Origin of the sequence: Streptomyces sp. NBC_00631 (genome assembly GCF_045206895.1) — a bacterium.
Lineage (GTDB): Bacteria > Actinomycetota > Actinomycetes > Streptomycetales > Streptomycetaceae > Streptomyces.
The window spans coordinates 8,639,115-8,654,324 of sequence record NZ_CP107734.1 but is presented as its reverse complement, the minus strand read 5'-3'; the positions used below and the strand labels follow the sequence as shown (position 1 = coordinate 8,654,324).

Here is a 15,210-nt window from a genome sequence, read left to right as displayed (position 1 = left end):
CTCGACAGCGCAGACCCCGTCCGGCGCGCAGCCTGATCCACCGCAAAGGAACTGCTCCCATGTCGTCCACACCTCACCGCCGGCGCACCGCTTCCCTGGTGTCGGCGGCAGCCGCCGCCCTGCTGCTGGCGACCGCCTGCTCCAGTGGGAACGGCAACTCCACAGCGACGTCCACTGCCACGGCCCCCAGCCCCGCCTCGTCCGCGACCACGGCCGGGGCCCCGCAGATCACGATGAAGAACTTCGCCTTCACGCCGACCACCCTGACCGTGAAGGCGGGCCAGAAGGTCACTGTGGTCAACGACGACTCCACCGCACACACCGTGACCGCCACGCAGGGCAAGGTCTTCGACACCGGCAGAGTCGCCCCCGGCAGGACGGGAACGTTCACCGCCCCGGCGAAGAGCGGCAGTTACCCCTTCGTGTGCACCTACCACGCCAATATGAAAGGGACGCTGATCGTGCGCTGAGGCACCGGGCCCGCACAATTTCCTGATCAGGAAGACCGCGTGGGCGGGCCGGGCTGGTCCGGGCCGCCGGGGTTCCGGCTGCCGTGTGTCGTGGCGGCCTCCTCTGCCCGGCGGGCCTGGGTGGCCTTCAGGTGGCGCAGCTCCGCCTGCAGAGCGCGGATCCGCGCCTCGATCGCTTCGTCGGTGAGCATGGTCGGCCCGGGTTCAGACCCTCCGGCATCGGTGACGGACGCGCCCGCGCCCGCGCGCCGGTCACGCATCATCACCAACACGGTGAGCGGACAGACCAGCAGGACCAAAAAAGGAACGGTCACAAGGTCCCAGGAGGCAGGCACCGCCAGCGTCCCGGCCACGGCGACGGCCAGTGGGACGAGGATCTTCTTGTTGAGGACCTTCTTGATCAGGCACACGTCGAGGCTCCTGACAGGCGGGGGCCGGCACCCTGAGTAGATCATTCCCCGGCCAACCGTCATGACGAATCTCCTTAGCACAGTAGTGCCACGACGACTTCCCCATACCCCACATGGGCCGGCCGACGGCCGCGGTGGCGAGCGGAGCACCCGCGGTGTTCAGCACCTACGGGGACGACTCGCCGCGCACCGGCGTCGGGTGGGCCACTTGGAGCGCACCGCACACTCGGGCACTCGCCCGCCCGATGTGGCCGCAGGCCCGCCGGGAGGGAGCGGCCGGGATCCTCCGAAACCCCGCTCTGCGAGGAGCCGCTGTCTCCGGCGCAGCCATGACGAGGGGCGCCACCGGTTCACGAGGTCGCCGGCGACCGCCGCGCTCTCACTGCTCCTGGCATGGTTCAGTGACCGCGGCGCAGTACCACCCAACTGCCCCAGCCGGCACTGGCCTCGATGGCCGACCAGTCACCGGGCAGAGCCGCAGCGACCTCTGCGGCGGGCAAGTACAGCGGCCCGTCCTCACCGAGCTGGTTGATCCACAGCACCACACCGTCGGGGGCCAGCACGCGGGCGGTCTCGGCGGGAAACAGCAGCATGTCGATGGCTGCCACAGCCGCGACCCGGGCGTCCGCCAGCGGAAGGCCGCCGGCATCGGCGCGCACGCGCATCAGCGAGCGTCCGGCGGCCTGGTGGAGCATCTGCTCGGAGAGATCCACGCTGATCACGCGTGGGAAGACTCCGCGCAGCAGCGGGGTGAACAGGCCGGTTCCCGACCCGATCTCCAAGCACGGGCCGTCAGGGAAGGGACCGCCGCGTTCCAGAGCGTCGCGCAGAGGGTCATCTCGGCCGGTGGCTCGGCCGGTGTCCCATTCCGCGGCTAGCTGGTCGAACTGGGTTGCTACGAAGCGGGCTGTCTCGATGTCCCAGGAGCGGCGACCGGCAGCCAGATCGCGGGCGAAAACACGGAAGACCTCAGCGGTTCCCGCTGGCGGGAGCGGCTTGCCGTGGGGGCTGGGACAGATGCGAGGCAACGCGGCAATCACGTATTCATTTCAGCAGGCAGGCCCCGAGGAAGGATCAATCCTGGGGCGGACAATCAATCTCCACCCCAGGGTGGAGGGGCACGCCCGGCCCGGACCGCCGCCACCCTGGGCCTGTACGGCCTGGCCGCGGCGATCCTCATCACGGTCGCCCGGTCCGGTCGCACCCGTCGCGTCTCACAGCCCCGGCAGAACTGACTGATGTGCCGCAGACGCGCCCGATCCTGCGCGAGTACGCGACCTGTTGGGGACGGTGCGGGTCCTGTAGGAGTCAGGGCACGCACGCCACCGTCAGGGGCAGCAGCGGAGCTGCGACAGTGGCCACAACGATGCCCAGCCATGCCACGCGGTGCGGCCGGGGCTGCGGTACAAGGACGCGCCGCAGCCGGATGAGGACCCCCGATCCACCCGCACCCAGAGCCGCCGCCGGCGCTCGTCCCGCCGCGACCTCGCACATCGCCGTCGCCAGCGCGTCCCTGGAGTGATGCCGCAGGGCGCGGTCGTCCGCGATCATCTCCAGCAGCAGGCTCGTCTGCTCCTTGGCGTGCCGGGCGAGCGGCAGACCGCGGAACGCACGCGAGAACGCGTCCACCAGGATCTTCAACAGGTGATGCCTGCCCGCGATGTGGGCGCGCTCGTGGTCCAGTACCGCGCGCAGCTGCTCCTCGGTGAGGATGTCCAGCGCGCCGCTGGTGACGACCACGCGGGCGCGGCGTCCGGCCAGACAGTACACGGCGGGAATGCCGTGGTCGACGATCGTGGCGCCGTACTCGGGCGCGGGTTCGCCGACAAGAGTGAGCATGTCCAGCTGGCGGTTGCTGGCACGTCGCGCCCGCCAGGCGCACCGGACCAGCCACCCGGCCGGCAGCAGGACGACCACGACGGGTGCCGCGATCGCCAGGGCGGCGTCGAAGGTGAGGGGCGCGTCGCCCGCCGACGAGGCGTCCGCGGGCAGTCCACATGCAGTGAGCAGCCCGATCATTCCGTCGTGCACATGCTGTTCGGCCGTCACTACGTGGTACACCGAGAGGGCGGTGGCGACAACGAACGTGACCATGAGGCCCTGCCATGCCAGGACCGCGGCAGCCGGCGCCCGGTGCGCCCACGGGGCCCTGGCCAGCAGGGGCGGCACCACGGCACCCACCAGGACCGCGTATCCGGCCAGCCCCGCGGCTGTGATCATGCGCTACTCCGCCTCTTCACCGCTCGGAGCGCCGAGCGTATCGCGTCCACTTCCTCCGTACTCATCTGTTCCACGAAACCGGCCGGCGCGCCCGCCGGGTCCGGCTCGTCCACGAGGGCGTCCTGCATGAGCACCGCTGCGCCTGCTGACGGGTACAGGTGTGCGTGCAGCCCCAGGCCCGGTCCCCTCCAGGTCACCCAACCGACGCACGGCGGCTTCCTTCGCACCCGGGCTGCGGCGCCCTCGGCACCGCGCAGGCGCCGGCCGCACGCAGGCGCCGTACGCGAGCGCGTGCAGACTCCGCGACCGCCGACCGCTCAACGACGTACGCAACGCCTTCCGCGATGGGCGGCGGACAGGGCGGCTGCTCGCCTCACGTGAGTCGCAGGCGAGCAGCCGCAGCGGGGTCAGTGGCCGCCGACGGCAAGTTCGTAGTCGCCGATCAGATCGCCGAGGAGGGTTCCGGCGGTCAGGTCGGGAGAAAGCGGCGAGCCGGGGTATGACGGAGCCCTTGCACACGCTCCCACCCATCCTGACCAGCCGCGCACGACGGAGCCCCGCCGACCGGACCGGCAGGGCCTCGTCGCGCTTTCAGGTGTCACGACAGCCCCTGTGAGCGGGGGGGGCCGACTGCAGCTGTCCGACCGGGTGGAAGACCTCCCGGGCCAGGTAGCGCTTGAGACAACGGACGTTCGGTCCCGCCCTGACCTGGGCCGCCGGCAAGCGGACCGAGCCGGCCGGCCGGGCGGAGGCCACCAGCCCCGAGGGCAGGAGCGTCACCATCGCCGCCTACGGCGACCGGCCAGAGCTGCCGGAGACCGCCCAGGTGCTCCGGCAGCATGATGCTCGACACCGGCGACCCGGTCACGGTCCTCGCCGGCGACTTCACCCGCGACGGCTCCTACAACCCGGCCTTCCTGTGCGACAAGAACGCGGACGGGCTGGTCGCCGCCGGGACGGAGTCCGACCCGGGCAAGCGGCAGGACGCGGCGACGAAGGCGCAGGCCGCGATCGTCGGCACCGACGCGGTGAAACCGCGTCTGCACCTGAAGGTCGTCGCGGGCATCGGTACGTCCGCCACCGCTCGGGACACACACGAGACGGCGGGCCGGGAAGCGCCGGGGCTTCCCGGCCCGCAGCCGGTCCTGAAGTGTCAGCTGCCCTCTCCCAGCCGGGCCGCCCACCGCTGTTCCACCTTGGCCAGCTTCCAGTACGCCACCGCGGCGGCCCACACCACGACGAACAGCCCGGCGATCACATAGCCGACGTTGCCCAGGTCCAGTCCGGCGATCCAGTCGGTCACGGCGTCGCGCAGGTCGAGCTTCTCGTGCAGCACGCCGACCAGTTCGATGGTGCCGATCAGAAAGGCGACGGCGATGGACAGCCCGGTGATGGTGAGGTTGTAGAACACCTTGCGGACCGGGTTCGAGAAGGCCCACTGGTAGGCGAAGTTCATGAAGGTTCCGTCCAGCGTGTCGAACAGGCTCATGCCCGCGGCGAAGAGGAGGGGGAGACAGACGACCGCGTACCAGGGCAGGCCCGCCGCCGCGCCCGACCCCGCCATCACCATCAAGGTGACCTCGGTCGCCGTGTCGAAGCCCAGGCCGAACAGGAAACCGATCGGGTACATCTGGCCGGGCCGGGTGATGGACCTGGTGAGGCGGCCGAGGATCCGGTTCATGAACCCGCGGGAGTCCAGGTGCCGTTCGAGCTCCTTCTCGTCGAACCTGCCTGCCCGCATGGCCCGGAACACCTTCAGGATGCCCACGAGAGCCACCAGGTTGAGCGCGGCGATGACGTAGAGGAAGGAGCCGGAGACGGTCGTACTGATGACGCCCAGCGTCCGGTGGGTGCTTGAGCCGTCGTTCATCAGCGTGCCGGCGATGGCGGCGCCGCCCGCCACCAGTGCCGCCATCACGACCACCACGCTGGAGTGGCCGAGCGCGAACCAGAAGCCCACCGACACCGGCCGTTTGCCGTCGGCCATCAGCTTGCGGGTGGTGTTGTCGATCGCGGCGATGTGGTCGGCGTCGAAGGCGTGCCGCATACCGAGCGTGTAGGCGGTGACGCCGAGCCCGATTCCGAACGCCTTGGAGCCGATCTCGTAGTGCCCAGGGACGACGAGCAGGAACAGCACCCCGAAGGCGACGACATGCAGGGCGGCGATCACCGCCATCAGCCCCGCCGTCCTGACGGTGTCCTCGCGCCGCCAGCGAAAGGAAACAGAATCGGTCTCGGTCCCGTTTTCGGGCAGGGCCATCAGGTCACGCTCCAGCACCTCGTGGATCACTTCGTGAGATGCCGTGGCCGGTCTCCTGGCTTACAGGTGCCGCGTGCCCGTCCCGGCCTTCCCGTCCGCCGTCGGCGGACAGTGACCGTACAACCCATGGGACGGGAACTCCCTGATCACAGTGGCGAGGGCCGCTCCGGCCTGAATCCCTCGATCCGCGAAGGACTTTCACCGGTCTTCCCGAGCACCACGGCTCCCCCACCGTACGGGGACCCGATACTCCCTGCATACCTGCGCAGCTACGCAGGTACGCAAGATCACATCGGTGCACCTGGGAGGATGGCGCGCATGCACCTCGTCCCCGCCGACCGTTCCGGCCGCCGCACCATCGACGGCCACCGGGTCTGCGACGCGATCGCCGCCATCGGCGAACCCGGCCACGTCCGCACCTGGGCCGAGCGGTTCTCTCTGCTGGCCGACCCCGGACGCCTCGCCCTCCTGCTGGCCCTGCACCACACCGGCCCACTCGCCGTCTCCGACCTCGCCGTGGCGACCGGCATGAACGACCCAGCCGTCTCCCAGGCCCTGCGTCTGCTGCGCGCCGCCGGCGTCGTGGCGGGCGAGAAGGAGGGCCGTGTGGTGCGCTACCGGGTTGTCGACCCCGTCACCGTCGACCTGCTGAAACACTGCACCACCGCCGGCACCGGCTGAACGCGGGGCTCCGGCGTGCTGTCAGCTGTCACACAGCCCGGCCAACGCGCCGCACAACTTCCGCAACGCCTCGGGTGCGCCGGCCCGCATGCTGTGCATGTGCACCCCCGCCGGCCAGGACGAGTACTTCATGCGCATCGGTGATGTCGTCGCGGGCAAGGACGCCCCGCCGCCGCAGCTGTCGGAGGACGAACTCGCGGAGCGCCGCCGCCGCGCGGCCGAGTTGGCCTCGACCTACCGAAACGAATCCCTGTGGCCCGCATGGCGGGCATGCCCGGCACCTGTCTGCTGACGGCCGACGGTCATCGGGCCCGGGTCGCTTTCGAAAGGTCGCCATGATCCAGCGGTCGGCCAGGCCCGGTCCCGCTTCGGACGCGCAGACAGGCGGCTGATTCTCACCCGCTCCGGTGAGTGTTTCTGTGGTGGCAGGACCAGGTATCCGCGCCGCGCTCATCGAGCCCTCGTCGGGGGACGGAGGCAATGAGTCACCCTGTCCCGCTCTCCGGGTACCGTCGGGGTATGAGTCATCCGCATCCCGAGCTGACCGCCGCGCCGCCCCTTTCCGAAGGAGGGCTGCGGGTCATCGCCCTGGGCGGCCTGGGCGAGATCGGCCGCAACATGACCGTCTTCGAGCACGCGGGCAAGCTGCTCATCGTCGACTGCGGCGTGCTGTTCCCGGAGGAGACCCAGCCCGGTGTGGACGTGATCCTGCCGGACTTCACCTCGATCAGGGACCGGCTGGACGACATCGTGGCCGTGGTACTCACCCACGGCCACGAGGACCACATCGGAGGCGTGCCGTACCTGCTGCGCGAGCGGAGGGACATTCCCGTCGTCGGCTCCAAGCTCACACTGGCGTTCCTGGAGGCCAAGCTCAAGGAACACGGCATCCGGCCGCGCACGGTGCGGGTGCGGGAGGGCGACCGGCGCGGCTTCGGGCCCTTCGACTGCGAGTTCGTGGCGGTCAACCACTCCATCCCCGACAGCCTCGCGGTCGCGATCCGCACCCGGGCCGGGATGGTGCTGCACACCGGCGACTTCAAGATGGACCAGTTTCCTCTCGACGACCGCATCACCGATCTGCGCGCCTTCGCCCGCCTCGGCGAGGAGGGCGTGGACCTGTTCCTCACCGACTCCACCAACGCCGAAGTACCCGGCTTCACCACCTCCGAGCGAGAGCTGAACCCGGCGATCGAGCAGGTGATGCGCACCGCGCCGCGCCGGGTCATCGTCTCCAGCTTCGCCAGCCACGTGCACCGTATCCAGCAGGTTCTGGACGCCGCCCACCAGCACGGCCGCAAGGTCGGCTTCGTCGGCCGGTCGATGGTCCGCAACATGGGCATCGCCCGTGACCTGGGCTATCTGAAGGTCCCCTCCGGTCTGGTCGTGAGCACCAAGGAACTGGAGAAGCTCCCGGACCACAAGGTCACTCTGGTGTGCACCGGCTCCCAGGGCGAACCGATGGCCGCGCTGTCCCGGATGGCCAACCGCGACCACGTGATCCGCATCGGCAAGGGCGACACCGTCCTGCTCGCCAGCTCCCTCATCCCCGGCAACGAGAACGCCATCTACCGGGTGATCAACGGACTCACCCGGTGGGGCGCCCACGTGGTCCACAAGGGCAACGCCAAGGTGCACGTCTCCGGGCATGCCAGCGCCGGCGAACTCGTCTACTGCTACAACATCGTCAAGCCCCGCAACGTCATGCCCGTGCACGGCGAATGGCGCCACCTGCGGGCCAACGCCGACCTCGCCATCCGTACCGGTGTCGACCCCGACCGGGTCGTCATCGCCGAGGACGGCGTCGTCGTCGACCTGGTCGACGGGCGCGTATCCGTCACCGGCAAGGTCCCCGCCGGCAACGTCTACGTGGACGGCATGGAAGTCGGCGGCGCCACCGAAGCGTCCCTCAAGGACCGCCTCACCCTCGCTGCCGAAGGCGTGGTCACGGTCGTGGCGATCGTCGACGCGGACACCGGCGCCCTCGCCGAGGCCCCCGACTTCCTCGCCCGGGGTTTCGTCCACGACGACACCACCTTCGAGCCGGTCATCCCCGTCATCGAGAAGACCTTGGCCACCGCGGCCGAGGAAGGCGTCGGGGACGCGCGCCAACTCGAACAACTCGTCGCCCGCGCCGTGGCGAACTGGGCGTTCCGCACCCACCGCCGTCGGCCCCTCATCATCCCCGTCATCATCGACGCCTGAGCCGGTCCGGGGGCACGGCTCCCGGTTCCGGCCGCGGCCCCGCCAACGCCGAGGTCGGACACGGGAATCAGCGACCACCCGCCCCGGGGCTTCGCCACCGTGGCCGGGCCGGATCTCGTCCAGCCTGTGCAACGTGTCCTCGCAGAGGGTGACGTCCAGGGCGCGGCGGCTGGTGGCGAGTTGCTGCGTGGTGCGGGGGGCGCTCGTGGCGCGCGGCCGGCGGCAACTGCAGGGGCCGCGGTGACCAGGAGCCCGCCCGCACCCGCGAGGGCCACGGCGAGGGCCATGGCGAGGGCCATGGCGAGGTCCAGGACGAGGTGCCCTTTTCCGGCCGCCGCTCCGACAGCCGTCCCGAGACGAAGCCGGACACCATGAAGGCGGCCGTAGCAGCGCACCAGCCTGCCGCCGGAGTACAGGGTCGCGGCCGGCTGCCTGGGCGATCACGATGCCCACCGCGCCGGCCAGGCTCTGCGGGTCAGGCGACGGTGGTGGTGTCGATGACGAAGCGGTAGCGGACGTCGGAGGCGAGGACGCGCTCGGCCGAGGCCGACGGCCGCGACCTTCTTGCCGGGTCCGGCGCCCCAGCGGCGCAGGGGGGCGTAGGTGGTGATGCCCGCGCGCAGGCCGACCGCGCCGTCGCCGGCCACCACGGCGGTGGAGCCGGGCCGGACCTCGGCGGCGTCGACGGCGTCGACCGCGTACCAGCCGGTGCCCATCACGTCGGAGACGGCGAGCAGGCCGGCCCAGAACTCCTCGCCGGGCCCCTCGTCGGTGGCGACCAGGGTGCCCTGGGCGTTGGGGACAGCTTCAGCCGTCTTCGCGCCGCGGACCGTGCCAGTCCAGGACGAGGACGGTGGCGTCGTCCCTGAGGTTTCCCCGGCAGGCATCCAGCACCGCGCTGGTCAGGCTGCGCACGGCTTCCCTGGGGTGTGAGGTGCGAGTGTCCCACACGAGGGATGCCAGGTCGACGGCTCCGGCGCCGCGTTCCTGCATGCCGTCGGTGAGCAGAATCAGACGGTCGCCGGGGCGAAGCTGGAGTTCCTGGACACGGTAGGCGTGGGGGGCTGCCACGCCGAAGGGGAGGTCGACTGCGAGCTGTATCTCTTCGGCCTCGGTGGCGCCTCGGCGTAGGCGCAGGGGCCGGGGATGCCCTGCGTTGACCAGTTCGCAGGTGCCGGTCGAGAGGCCGATGCACAGCAATTGTCCAGTGGCCAGGCCGCGGCTGTGGGTCAACAGGGCGTCGTGGGCGCGTTGCGCCTGCTGGAGTGCGTCACAGCCGCCACGGCGGGCGCCGCGCATGGCGCCGACCAGGAGCGTGGCGAGCAGCGCGGAGTGGGTGTCGTGTCCCATGGCGTCGGTGATGGACAGGTGCAGTGTGTCTCGATCGAGTGTGTAGTCGTAGGTGTCCCCGCCGATGTCGTCGGCCGGCACCAGCCCTGCCGCGAGGGTGAACTGGGGAGCCTCGCAGCAGGAGGCTGAGGGAAGCAACTGGTGCTGGATCTCGGCGGCCAGGCTGGTCTGGGTGGTGCGCCGGCCCGCGTGGTAAAGATCGGTGAAACGGCGGTCCGTGACGATGATGTAAGCCAGTGCGTGCGCCGCGTCTTCGATCTGCGCAAGCACGGTGTCGTCGGCGTTCTGCAGCGTCGCCTCCAGCAGACCGATGCAGTCGCCGCGGTTGGTCACCGGCGAGATCACGCGCCGCCCGCCCTGGCCGTCCGGTTCCACGCGCTGGCGCTGGCTGCGCAGGACTGCGTCGTAGACACTGCCCTCCAGGTCGATCCGCTCGGCAGCGCCCTCCATGTCATCGTCGGCCTGCGTGATCAGGCGCAGCAACCGCCGGCCCACGAGGTCGACGAACAGGAACGACACACGCTCCGCACCGAAGCGCTTGCGCAGGTCGTTCGCAAGTACCTCGACGGACTCCCCGGGCGGTGCCGCCTCAGCGGCGGCCAGAAGCTGCCCCAGTTCCAGATCCCCGCCACGCATGGCAACCTCCTATCGGTTGCTGCTCCTTCTTCCCCGGGTTCGGCCCTAGTCACCCAGTACGTCCGTCACACCCGCTCGCGGTTGTCTCTTCCGGCGGGGTCCGGTCGACGCGTTGAGCCCGACTGAGCTGCGGAACGCGGAGCGGTCCCTCCGCGGCCTCGTTCGTCGACGGTGCGTCGGTTGCCTCGGGTTCGGGCCTCCATCACCTCGCCCTCGGGCAGGCTCATCAGCTCTGACAGCTCCTTGACCGTCGGCGTGCGACCCAACCGGCTTCGCAGTTCCTCCGTGGCCCGGGCGAGCTGGACGCGGGCCTCCTGCAGCCGCCGGGGTACGTGCACGGCCCAGGTGGTGTCACGGAAGAACCGCTTGATCTCACCGACGACGTAGGGGATGGCGAAGGAGGTGAAGTCCACCTCGCGGGACAGCTCGAACCGGTCGATCGCCTTGATCAGGCCGCTCATTCCGACCTGGACGACGTCCTCCATCTCCTCCGGCCCCCGGCTGCGGAACCGGCCGGCCGCGTAACGGACCAAGGACACGGCCCACTGTGAAACGGCCGACGATCCTTCGGCTACCCTCTCGCTTTCCACCCATGCCCGCCACCACACGCTCGCGAGACAGGGCTGTGAGCTGGGGGAATTGGGCCCCTGGCCGGAGCGTCCCCGGTACGGCTACCAGTAGTGGCGGGCCGCCGACGGCGTGTCCCCCGGAGCCGAGGAGCACCGAAACCCGTCTTTCCACGGAGCCGGACCGACTCGCGGGTGCTTGATCCGGAGTACACCGGTGCCAGTGCTCCGCCAACCGGCATCCCGCGTCATTCCGAAGGAATGCGAAACTCGAATTCGGGACGGTCCCACGGCACGGCGGGCGGGTTCGCAAAAGCGGTCCCGGTCCGCACCGCACCGACGCGGTGGTAGAAGTCCGCGGCGGGAAGATGCGACACGACCTTGAGGCAGTCGATCCCGGCGGCACGGGCCTCGGACTGCATGTGCGCGACGAGGAGCCGTCCGATACCTCGTCCTTGCACTTCGTCGGCGACGAACAGCAGGTCGAGTTCCGGTGGAGCGAGGACGAGCGAGTAGAACCCGAGGACCCGGCCTCCGGGCTCGTCGGCGCCTACGGCCACAAAAGCGCGGTGGGCCTCGATGTAATCAGGACCGACCCGGTAGCCCGCGACTGCGGCTGCGTACTTGCCCTCGTAGGCGCCTGAGCCACGCACGAGCCGCGTGAGCCGTCTGGCATCCCGCGCGACGGCCCTCCGTATCGTGATCGGCCGGCTGGTCGGGGAAGTACGTGAACCCATCGGGAGAGTATCTCGCACCCGGGAATGCCTTCGTGCGGCGGGGCGGCTGCTCCGGCAGGCATTCCTGCACCGCTCCCGGGAACCGCTCGCCCAAGCCCCGATCGGCCACCGCACTGCCGCCGACTCCGCCGCCCGCCGGCAGCACTGGACCCGAACCCCTGCGGAGGAGCCGGAGAACGGGGTGGTCGACACGGTTGCTGTCCCTGGGTCTGCCGTGGCGAAGCCGAGCCGGTGCACCCAGGCCGGACCGGCGGTGTCGGCGCCGCTGGGCGCCAGCCGACGGACGCCTTTCAGGCGATCGGCTCGGACTGGTCACCGACGACTCGGTGAGCGCCCTGCGGTGGCGCGAAGTGCACCAGGACACGGCCCGTGTTCGCCGTGTCGATCTCCACGCGGTCGTACAGCTTGCGGATGTGCTTCTGGCCGAGGAACGCGAGGACGCGGCCCTTGAGCTGCCCGGTGCCCTTCCCATGAATGATCTGCACGACGGGCTCCCCCGTGCGTTTCGCCTGGAAGACGATCTGCCGCAGCGAGAGTTCGATGTCGCGGTTGTTCCTGAAGACCGGGTGCAGATCCAATGTCAGCAAGGTGCTACCTCCCGCTGTCGACGCCTGTACGCCCGGTCCGAGTGTGTCATGCGACCGTACGACCTGTCCGATCCCGCCGGGCCCCGCGGCGTCGCCGCGCCGGCCTCCACGCGCAGCAGGTCCAAGGCGCCTGCCAGGTCCATCGAGTCGATCCCGTCCGCCGCTTCGGGCGCCACCTCGTGGTTCACGCACGGACATGTGATGCCCACGTTCCCGTCCTGTCGCAGCCGGCCCGCCCATGGAATGTCCTGAACACGTGGTCCTGGCGGGCGGTGTCGGCGCCTGACGGTGGTCGCGCGGGACGGTGCCGGCACGGGGCGACCGCGGGATCCTGCGGAGAACGAGGCCGGAAGGCGGGGAAGGCTGCCGGCCTCCCCGCCTCCGGATTCGTTCGTTCGGGCAACCCGGCTCGGGTCAGGGGCACTTGTTGGTCGGCCAGGTGGTCACGATGAGGTCCACGTTGCTGCCCAGCGGCAAGGCGGTGCCGCCCGCCGGGATGGTTTCGTACACCTCGCCACCGGGGCAGTCCGACACGGTGCCGCCGATCACCGGCACGTACCCCGCGGCGCGCAGCACGCTCTGTGCCACGGCCGTCCTGTCCCCGAACACGTCCGGCACCCGGGTCACCCCCGTCACGGGGACCGTCAGGGTCGCCAGGACACGGCTCGCGCCGGTGTCGGAACTCTCGTCGATCAGGACCTCGGTCCACGACGAGACGGAGGTGTCGGTGACGAACACCGGCCGCGACCCGCCGAGGGTCAGCTCGTCGGTGGCCGGGCTGAATCCGGGACCGACGATCTCCACGGCGTCCTCCGCCGTGGCACCCACACAGTTCACGCCCCATGACACCGTCGTGTACTGCCCGTACGTCACCGGGTTCGACGACGTCGCGAGCGAACCGGTCGCCGTCGCCAGGCAGTTGGCGCCCGGGTCGTCCGCGTGCGCCGGCACCGCCGTGAACAGCCCGGCCAGCGCCGCGACCGACGCGGGCACCGTCCACCGCACCACACGTCCCAGTCCGCCGGTCCCACGCGATCCGAAGAAGCCTGCCGTCCCCGTCATCCCTGTCATCCCCCGTGTCTCCCTCCACGTCACCGCCCGGTCCCTCCGGGCGGACGCCGACCAGACTGCCCGGGCGCCGCGGAGAAGGCCCGTTCCGGTCCGCTCACCGGACCGGCGCCGGTCGCGGGGCGGGGCCGTACCGCCTCGGAACGAACGTCGACAACGGCAGACTGGGGCCATGGACGCAGGAGTTGCCGCGCTGCTGGGCACCGCAGTCGGCTCGGTCGCCACGCTCGCCGCCGCGATCGTGAGCGGCCGGGTACAGGCACGGGCACAGCATGATCAGTGGCGCCGTCAGCACCGCCGCGACGCGTACGCCGGCTACCTCAGTGCGCTCCATGACCGCGACATCGCCATGGACGCCGTCCTCGACGCGCTGCGTGCGGACCACCCCGACCTGCCGGACGTCGACGAGAAGGTACGCCGCTTCGTCGCCCTGGCCCGCGAGGTCCACCGCACCGCCGAAGTCGTCCTCCTCGAAGGACCGGCGTCGCTCGTGGAGTTCTCCTCACGAGTGACCCGGGCCTCCAGCGACCTCTCCCACGTCATGCGGCGGATGGTCGCGAACGCCCACGCGGGGGACGCCACCGGCGATGCCGAGGACTCCGCCCTTGCCGCCGAACGTGAGCGAGTCCTCTACCAGGCGGTCAAGGACTTCCGCCGCGCGGCCCGCGATGTCATCGGCAACACGCGCTGACACGGCGCACCTCAGCGGTAACGGCCGAGCCGGTGGGTCGGCCGGTGGGCGGTCTCGGGACAATCGTCGCCATGAGCGACCGAATGCCCGATGCCGAGAACCGTCTGGCCAGGATCGAGGGGCTGCTGCAGAGCGGCGAGCGCAATGTGGTGCCCGCGTGGCGGCGGGCGACGCAGGGCGAGCCGCGGTGGGCGGTGACCGCCGTGATCCTCGTGGCGATCGCCCTCCAGCTGATGCTGCCGCACCGGCTCGTCCTCCAGCCGTACTGGGCCCTGCCCGTCCTGGAGGTGGTGCTGCTGGCCGGCCTCATCGCCGGCAACCCCCGGCGGGTCGAGCCCCGCACCCGGTGGCTGCGGGTGCTGGGGCTGGTGCTGATGGGGGTGATCAGCGTCGCCAACGGCTGGGCGGCGGTCCGGCTGGTGGCGGGGCTCGTGCACGGCACCGAGGGCAGGGAGGCCGGGCCGCTGCTGCTGACCGGCGGCGGCATCTGGCTGACGAACGTCATCGTGTTCGCCCTCTGGTACTGGGAGTGGGACCGTGGCGGGCCGATGGCGCGGGTCCTCGGCCGGCACCAGTTCGCGGACTTCCTCTTCGTGCAGATGCAGAGTCCCGAGACCGCGCCCTCCGACTGGGAACCGGGCTTTCTCGACTACCTGTACCTGTCCTTCACCAACTCCACCGCCTTCAGCCCGACCGACGTGATGCCGTTGTCGCGCTGGGCCAAGATGCTGATGATGCTGCAGTCCTCGGTCTCCCTGGTGACGGTGGTCCTGGTGGTGGCGCGGGCTGTCAACATCCTGCAATGACGGCGGTCCTGCCTTAGGTTCGCCGGTATGAGCGAAGAGGACTCCTTGCGTCTGGTCACGGTCGAGCGCACCGGCACCGGCCGCTTCACCGCGACGAACGCCCGCGGCGGCACGATCACCTTCGGTACCGGCGACGGCACGGAATTCACCCCGGTCGAGCTGCTGCTCGCCGCGATCGGGGGCTGTACGGCGGCGGACGTGGACGTGTCCACGAGCCGGCATGTCGAGCCGGCCGCCTTCACCGTCACCGTCAGCGGCCACAAGGTGAGTGACGAGGACGGCAACCGCATGACGGACCTCGCGGTCGCCTTCTCCGTCGCCTTCCCCGAGGGCACGGCCGGCGACCGCGCCCGCGCGATCCTGCCCCGCGCGGTCGCCGTCTCCCACGACCGGCTGTGCACGGTCAGCCGTACGGTCGAGGCGGGGACCCCCGTCGCCGTGTCGGTCGAGGACGTGTGACGTCCGCCGGTTCTCCGGCCGCTCTGCGTGGCCGTGACAAGCGGGGCGCGGAGTGCTGCGTTGT

16 protein-coding genes, 2 pseudogenes and 1 riboswitch are annotated in these 15,210 nt (G+C 70.6%); of the genes and pseudogenes, 8 read left to right on the top strand and 10 right to left on the bottom strand.

The window, feature by feature from the left end:
* Positions 1–59 precede the first annotated feature (59 nt).
* Positions 60–470, top strand: a complete 411-nt coding sequence (locus OHB00_RS39545; RefSeq protein WP_406442287.1) for a cupredoxin domain-containing protein — start codon at positions 60–62, stop codon at positions 468–470.
* 26 nt (positions 471–496) lie between these two features.
* Here OHB00_RS39545 and OHB00_RS39540 read toward each other — a convergent pair whose 3' ends face one another.
* From OHB00_RS39540 to OHB00_RS39530, 3 genes are all read right to left on the bottom strand, one after another.
* A complete protein-coding gene (locus tag OHB00_RS39540) occupies positions 497–880 on the bottom strand; it encodes a hypothetical protein (protein WP_406442285.1) in 384 nt (127 codons plus the stop codon).
* Between the two features lie 398 nt (positions 881–1,278).
* Positions 1,279–1,662, bottom strand: coding sequence for a methyltransferase domain-containing protein (locus OHB00_RS39535; RefSeq protein ID WP_406442284.1), 384 nt, complete (start codon positions 1,660–1,662; stop codon positions 1,279–1,281).
* 526 nt (positions 1,663–2,188) lie between these two features.
* The gene (locus tag OHB00_RS39530; RefSeq protein WP_406442282.1) at positions 2,189–3,100 is read right to left on the bottom strand and encodes a M56 family metallopeptidase; all 912 of its coding nucleotides are present in this window, start codon (positions 3,098–3,100) and stop codon (positions 2,189–2,191) included.
* Positions 3,101–3,939: 839 nt separating this feature from the next.
* Between OHB00_RS39530 and OHB00_RS39525 the strand changes: the two genes are divergently transcribed.
* Positions 3,940–4,362, top strand: a complete 423-nt coding sequence (locus OHB00_RS39525) for a hypothetical protein (protein ID WP_406442280.1) — start codon at positions 3,940–3,942, stop codon at positions 4,360–4,362.
* Here OHB00_RS39525 and OHB00_RS39520 read toward each other — a convergent pair.
* Complete coding sequence (locus OHB00_RS39520) at positions 4,254–5,360, bottom strand: HoxN/HupN/NixA family nickel/cobalt transporter (protein WP_406442279.1); 1,107 nt, start codon at positions 5,358–5,360, stop codon at positions 4,254–4,256. The two genes, OHB00_RS39525 and OHB00_RS39520, sit on opposite strands and share 109 nt — an antisense overlap.
* A 27-nt stretch (positions 5,361–5,387) precedes the next feature.
* Positions 5,388–5,597: riboswitch (cobalamin riboswitch) on the bottom strand.
* An 81-nt stretch (positions 5,598–5,678) separates the two neighbouring features.
* On the opposite strand from OHB00_RS39520, the gene OHB00_RS39515 reads away from it, so the two are divergent.
* The 3 genes from OHB00_RS39515 (at position 5,679) to OHB00_RS39505 (ending at position 8,246) form a co-directional block, all read left to right on the top strand.
* Positions 5,679–6,041, top strand: coding sequence for an ArsR/SmtB family transcription factor (locus tag OHB00_RS39515; protein ID WP_406442278.1), 363 nt, complete (start codon positions 5,679–5,681; stop codon positions 6,039–6,041).
* A 97-nt stretch (positions 6,042–6,138) separates the two neighbouring features.
* On the top strand, positions 6,139–6,333 hold the full coding sequence (locus tag OHB00_RS39510) for a hypothetical protein (protein ID WP_406442276.1): 195 nt from the start codon (positions 6,139–6,141) through the stop codon (positions 6,331–6,333).
* 227 nt (positions 6,334–6,560) lie between these two features.
* A complete protein-coding gene (locus OHB00_RS39505) occupies positions 6,561–8,246 on the top strand; it encodes a ribonuclease J (RefSeq protein ID WP_406442275.1) in 1,686 nt (561 codons plus the stop codon).
* A 608-nt stretch (positions 8,247–8,854) separates the two neighbouring features.
* Here OHB00_RS39505 and OHB00_RS39500 read toward each other — a convergent pair.
* The 6 genes and pseudogenes from OHB00_RS39500 to OHB00_RS39475 form a co-directional block, all read right to left on the bottom strand.
* Positions 8,855–9,049 (bottom strand): annotated as a pseudogene (locus OHB00_RS39500) (IMP dehydrogenase); the annotation flags it as partial.
* Positions 9,050–9,053: 4 nt separating this feature from the next.
* Entirely contained in the window at positions 9,054–10,232 is a 1,179-nt protein-coding gene (locus OHB00_RS39495) for a PP2C family protein-serine/threonine phosphatase (RefSeq protein ID WP_406442273.1), read from the bottom strand.
* A 179-nt stretch (positions 10,233–10,411) separates the two neighbouring features.
* Positions 10,412–10,771: pseudogene (locus tag OHB00_RS39490) on the bottom strand (sigma factor); the annotation flags it as partial.
* Positions 10,772–11,046: 275 nt separating this feature from the next.
* The gene (locus OHB00_RS39485) at positions 11,047–11,535 is read right to left on the bottom strand and encodes a GNAT family N-acetyltransferase (RefSeq protein ID WP_406442271.1); all 489 of its coding nucleotides are present in this window, start codon (positions 11,533–11,535) and stop codon (positions 11,047–11,049) included.
* A gap of 290 nt (positions 11,536–11,825) precedes the next feature.
* Positions 11,826–12,122: a Smr/MutS family protein gene (locus OHB00_RS39480; RefSeq protein ID WP_406442270.1), complete on the bottom strand. Its 297-nt coding sequence runs from the start codon at positions 12,120–12,122 to the stop codon at positions 11,826–11,828.
* Positions 12,123–12,536: 414 nt separating this feature from the next.
* Positions 12,537–13,193: a PASTA domain-containing protein gene (locus OHB00_RS39475; protein ID WP_406442269.1), complete on the bottom strand. Its 657-nt coding sequence runs from the start codon at positions 13,191–13,193 to the stop codon at positions 12,537–12,539.
* A gap of 169 nt (positions 13,194–13,362) precedes the next feature.
* On the opposite strand from OHB00_RS39475, the gene OHB00_RS39470 reads away from it, so the two are divergent.
* From OHB00_RS39470 to OHB00_RS39460, 3 genes are all read left to right on the top strand, one after another.
* The gene (locus OHB00_RS39470) at positions 13,363–13,881 is read left to right on the top strand and encodes a proline dehydrogenase (protein ID WP_406442267.1); all 519 of its coding nucleotides are present in this window, start codon (positions 13,363–13,365) and stop codon (positions 13,879–13,881) included.
* A 71-nt stretch (positions 13,882–13,952) separates the two neighbouring features.
* The gene (locus OHB00_RS39465; RefSeq protein WP_406442265.1) at positions 13,953–14,687 is read left to right on the top strand and encodes a hypothetical protein; all 735 of its coding nucleotides are present in this window, start codon (positions 13,953–13,955) and stop codon (positions 14,685–14,687) included.
* A gap of 27 nt (positions 14,688–14,714) precedes the next feature.
* Complete coding sequence (locus tag OHB00_RS39460; RefSeq protein ID WP_406442263.1) at positions 14,715–15,146, top strand: OsmC family protein; 432 nt, start codon at positions 14,715–14,717, stop codon at positions 15,144–15,146.
* The last annotated feature ends 64 nt before the right edge of the window (positions 15,147–15,210 follow it).

Coding starts and splice junctions, on each gene's coding strand:
- OHB00_RS39545 (WP_406442287.1), top strand. CDS start 60: ATGTCGTCCACACCTCACCGCCGGCGCACCGCTTCCCTGGTGTCGGCG.
- OHB00_RS39530 (WP_406442282.1), bottom strand. CDS start 3,100: ATGATCACAGCCGCGGGGCTGGCCGGATACGCGGTCCTGGTGGGTGCC.
- OHB00_RS39525 (WP_406442280.1), top strand. CDS start 3,940: ATGATGCTCGACACCGGCGACCCGGTCACGGTCCTCGCCGGCGACTTC.
- OHB00_RS39520 (WP_406442279.1), bottom strand. CDS start 5,360: ATGGCCCTGCCCGAAAACGGGACCGAGACCGATTCTGTTTCCTTTCGC.
- OHB00_RS39515 (WP_406442278.1), top strand. CDS start 5,679: ATGCACCTCGTCCCCGCCGACCGTTCCGGCCGCCGCACCATCGACGGC.
- OHB00_RS39510 (WP_406442276.1), top strand. CDS start 6,139: ATGTGCACCCCCGCCGGCCAGGACGAGTACTTCATGCGCATCGGTGAT.
- OHB00_RS39505 (WP_406442275.1), top strand. CDS start 6,561: ATGAGTCATCCGCATCCCGAGCTGACCGCCGCGCCGCCCCTTTCCGAA.
- OHB00_RS39495 (WP_406442273.1), bottom strand. CDS start 10,232: ATGCGTGGCGGGGATCTGGAACTGGGGCAGCTTCTGGCCGCCGCTGAG.
- OHB00_RS39485 (WP_406442271.1), bottom strand. CDS start 11,535: ATGGGTTCACGTACTTCCCCGACCAGCCGGCCGATCACGATACGGAGG.
- OHB00_RS39475 (WP_406442269.1), bottom strand. CDS start 13,193: ATGACAGGGATGACGGGGACGGCAGGCTTCTTCGGATCGCGTGGGACC.
- OHB00_RS39470 (WP_406442267.1), top strand. CDS start 13,363: ATGGACGCAGGAGTTGCCGCGCTGCTGGGCACCGCAGTCGGCTCGGTC.
- OHB00_RS39465 (WP_406442265.1), top strand. CDS start 13,953: ATGAGCGACCGAATGCCCGATGCCGAGAACCGTCTGGCCAGGATCGAG.
- OHB00_RS39460 (WP_406442263.1), top strand. CDS start 14,715: ATGAGCGAAGAGGACTCCTTGCGTCTGGTCACGGTCGAGCGCACCGGC.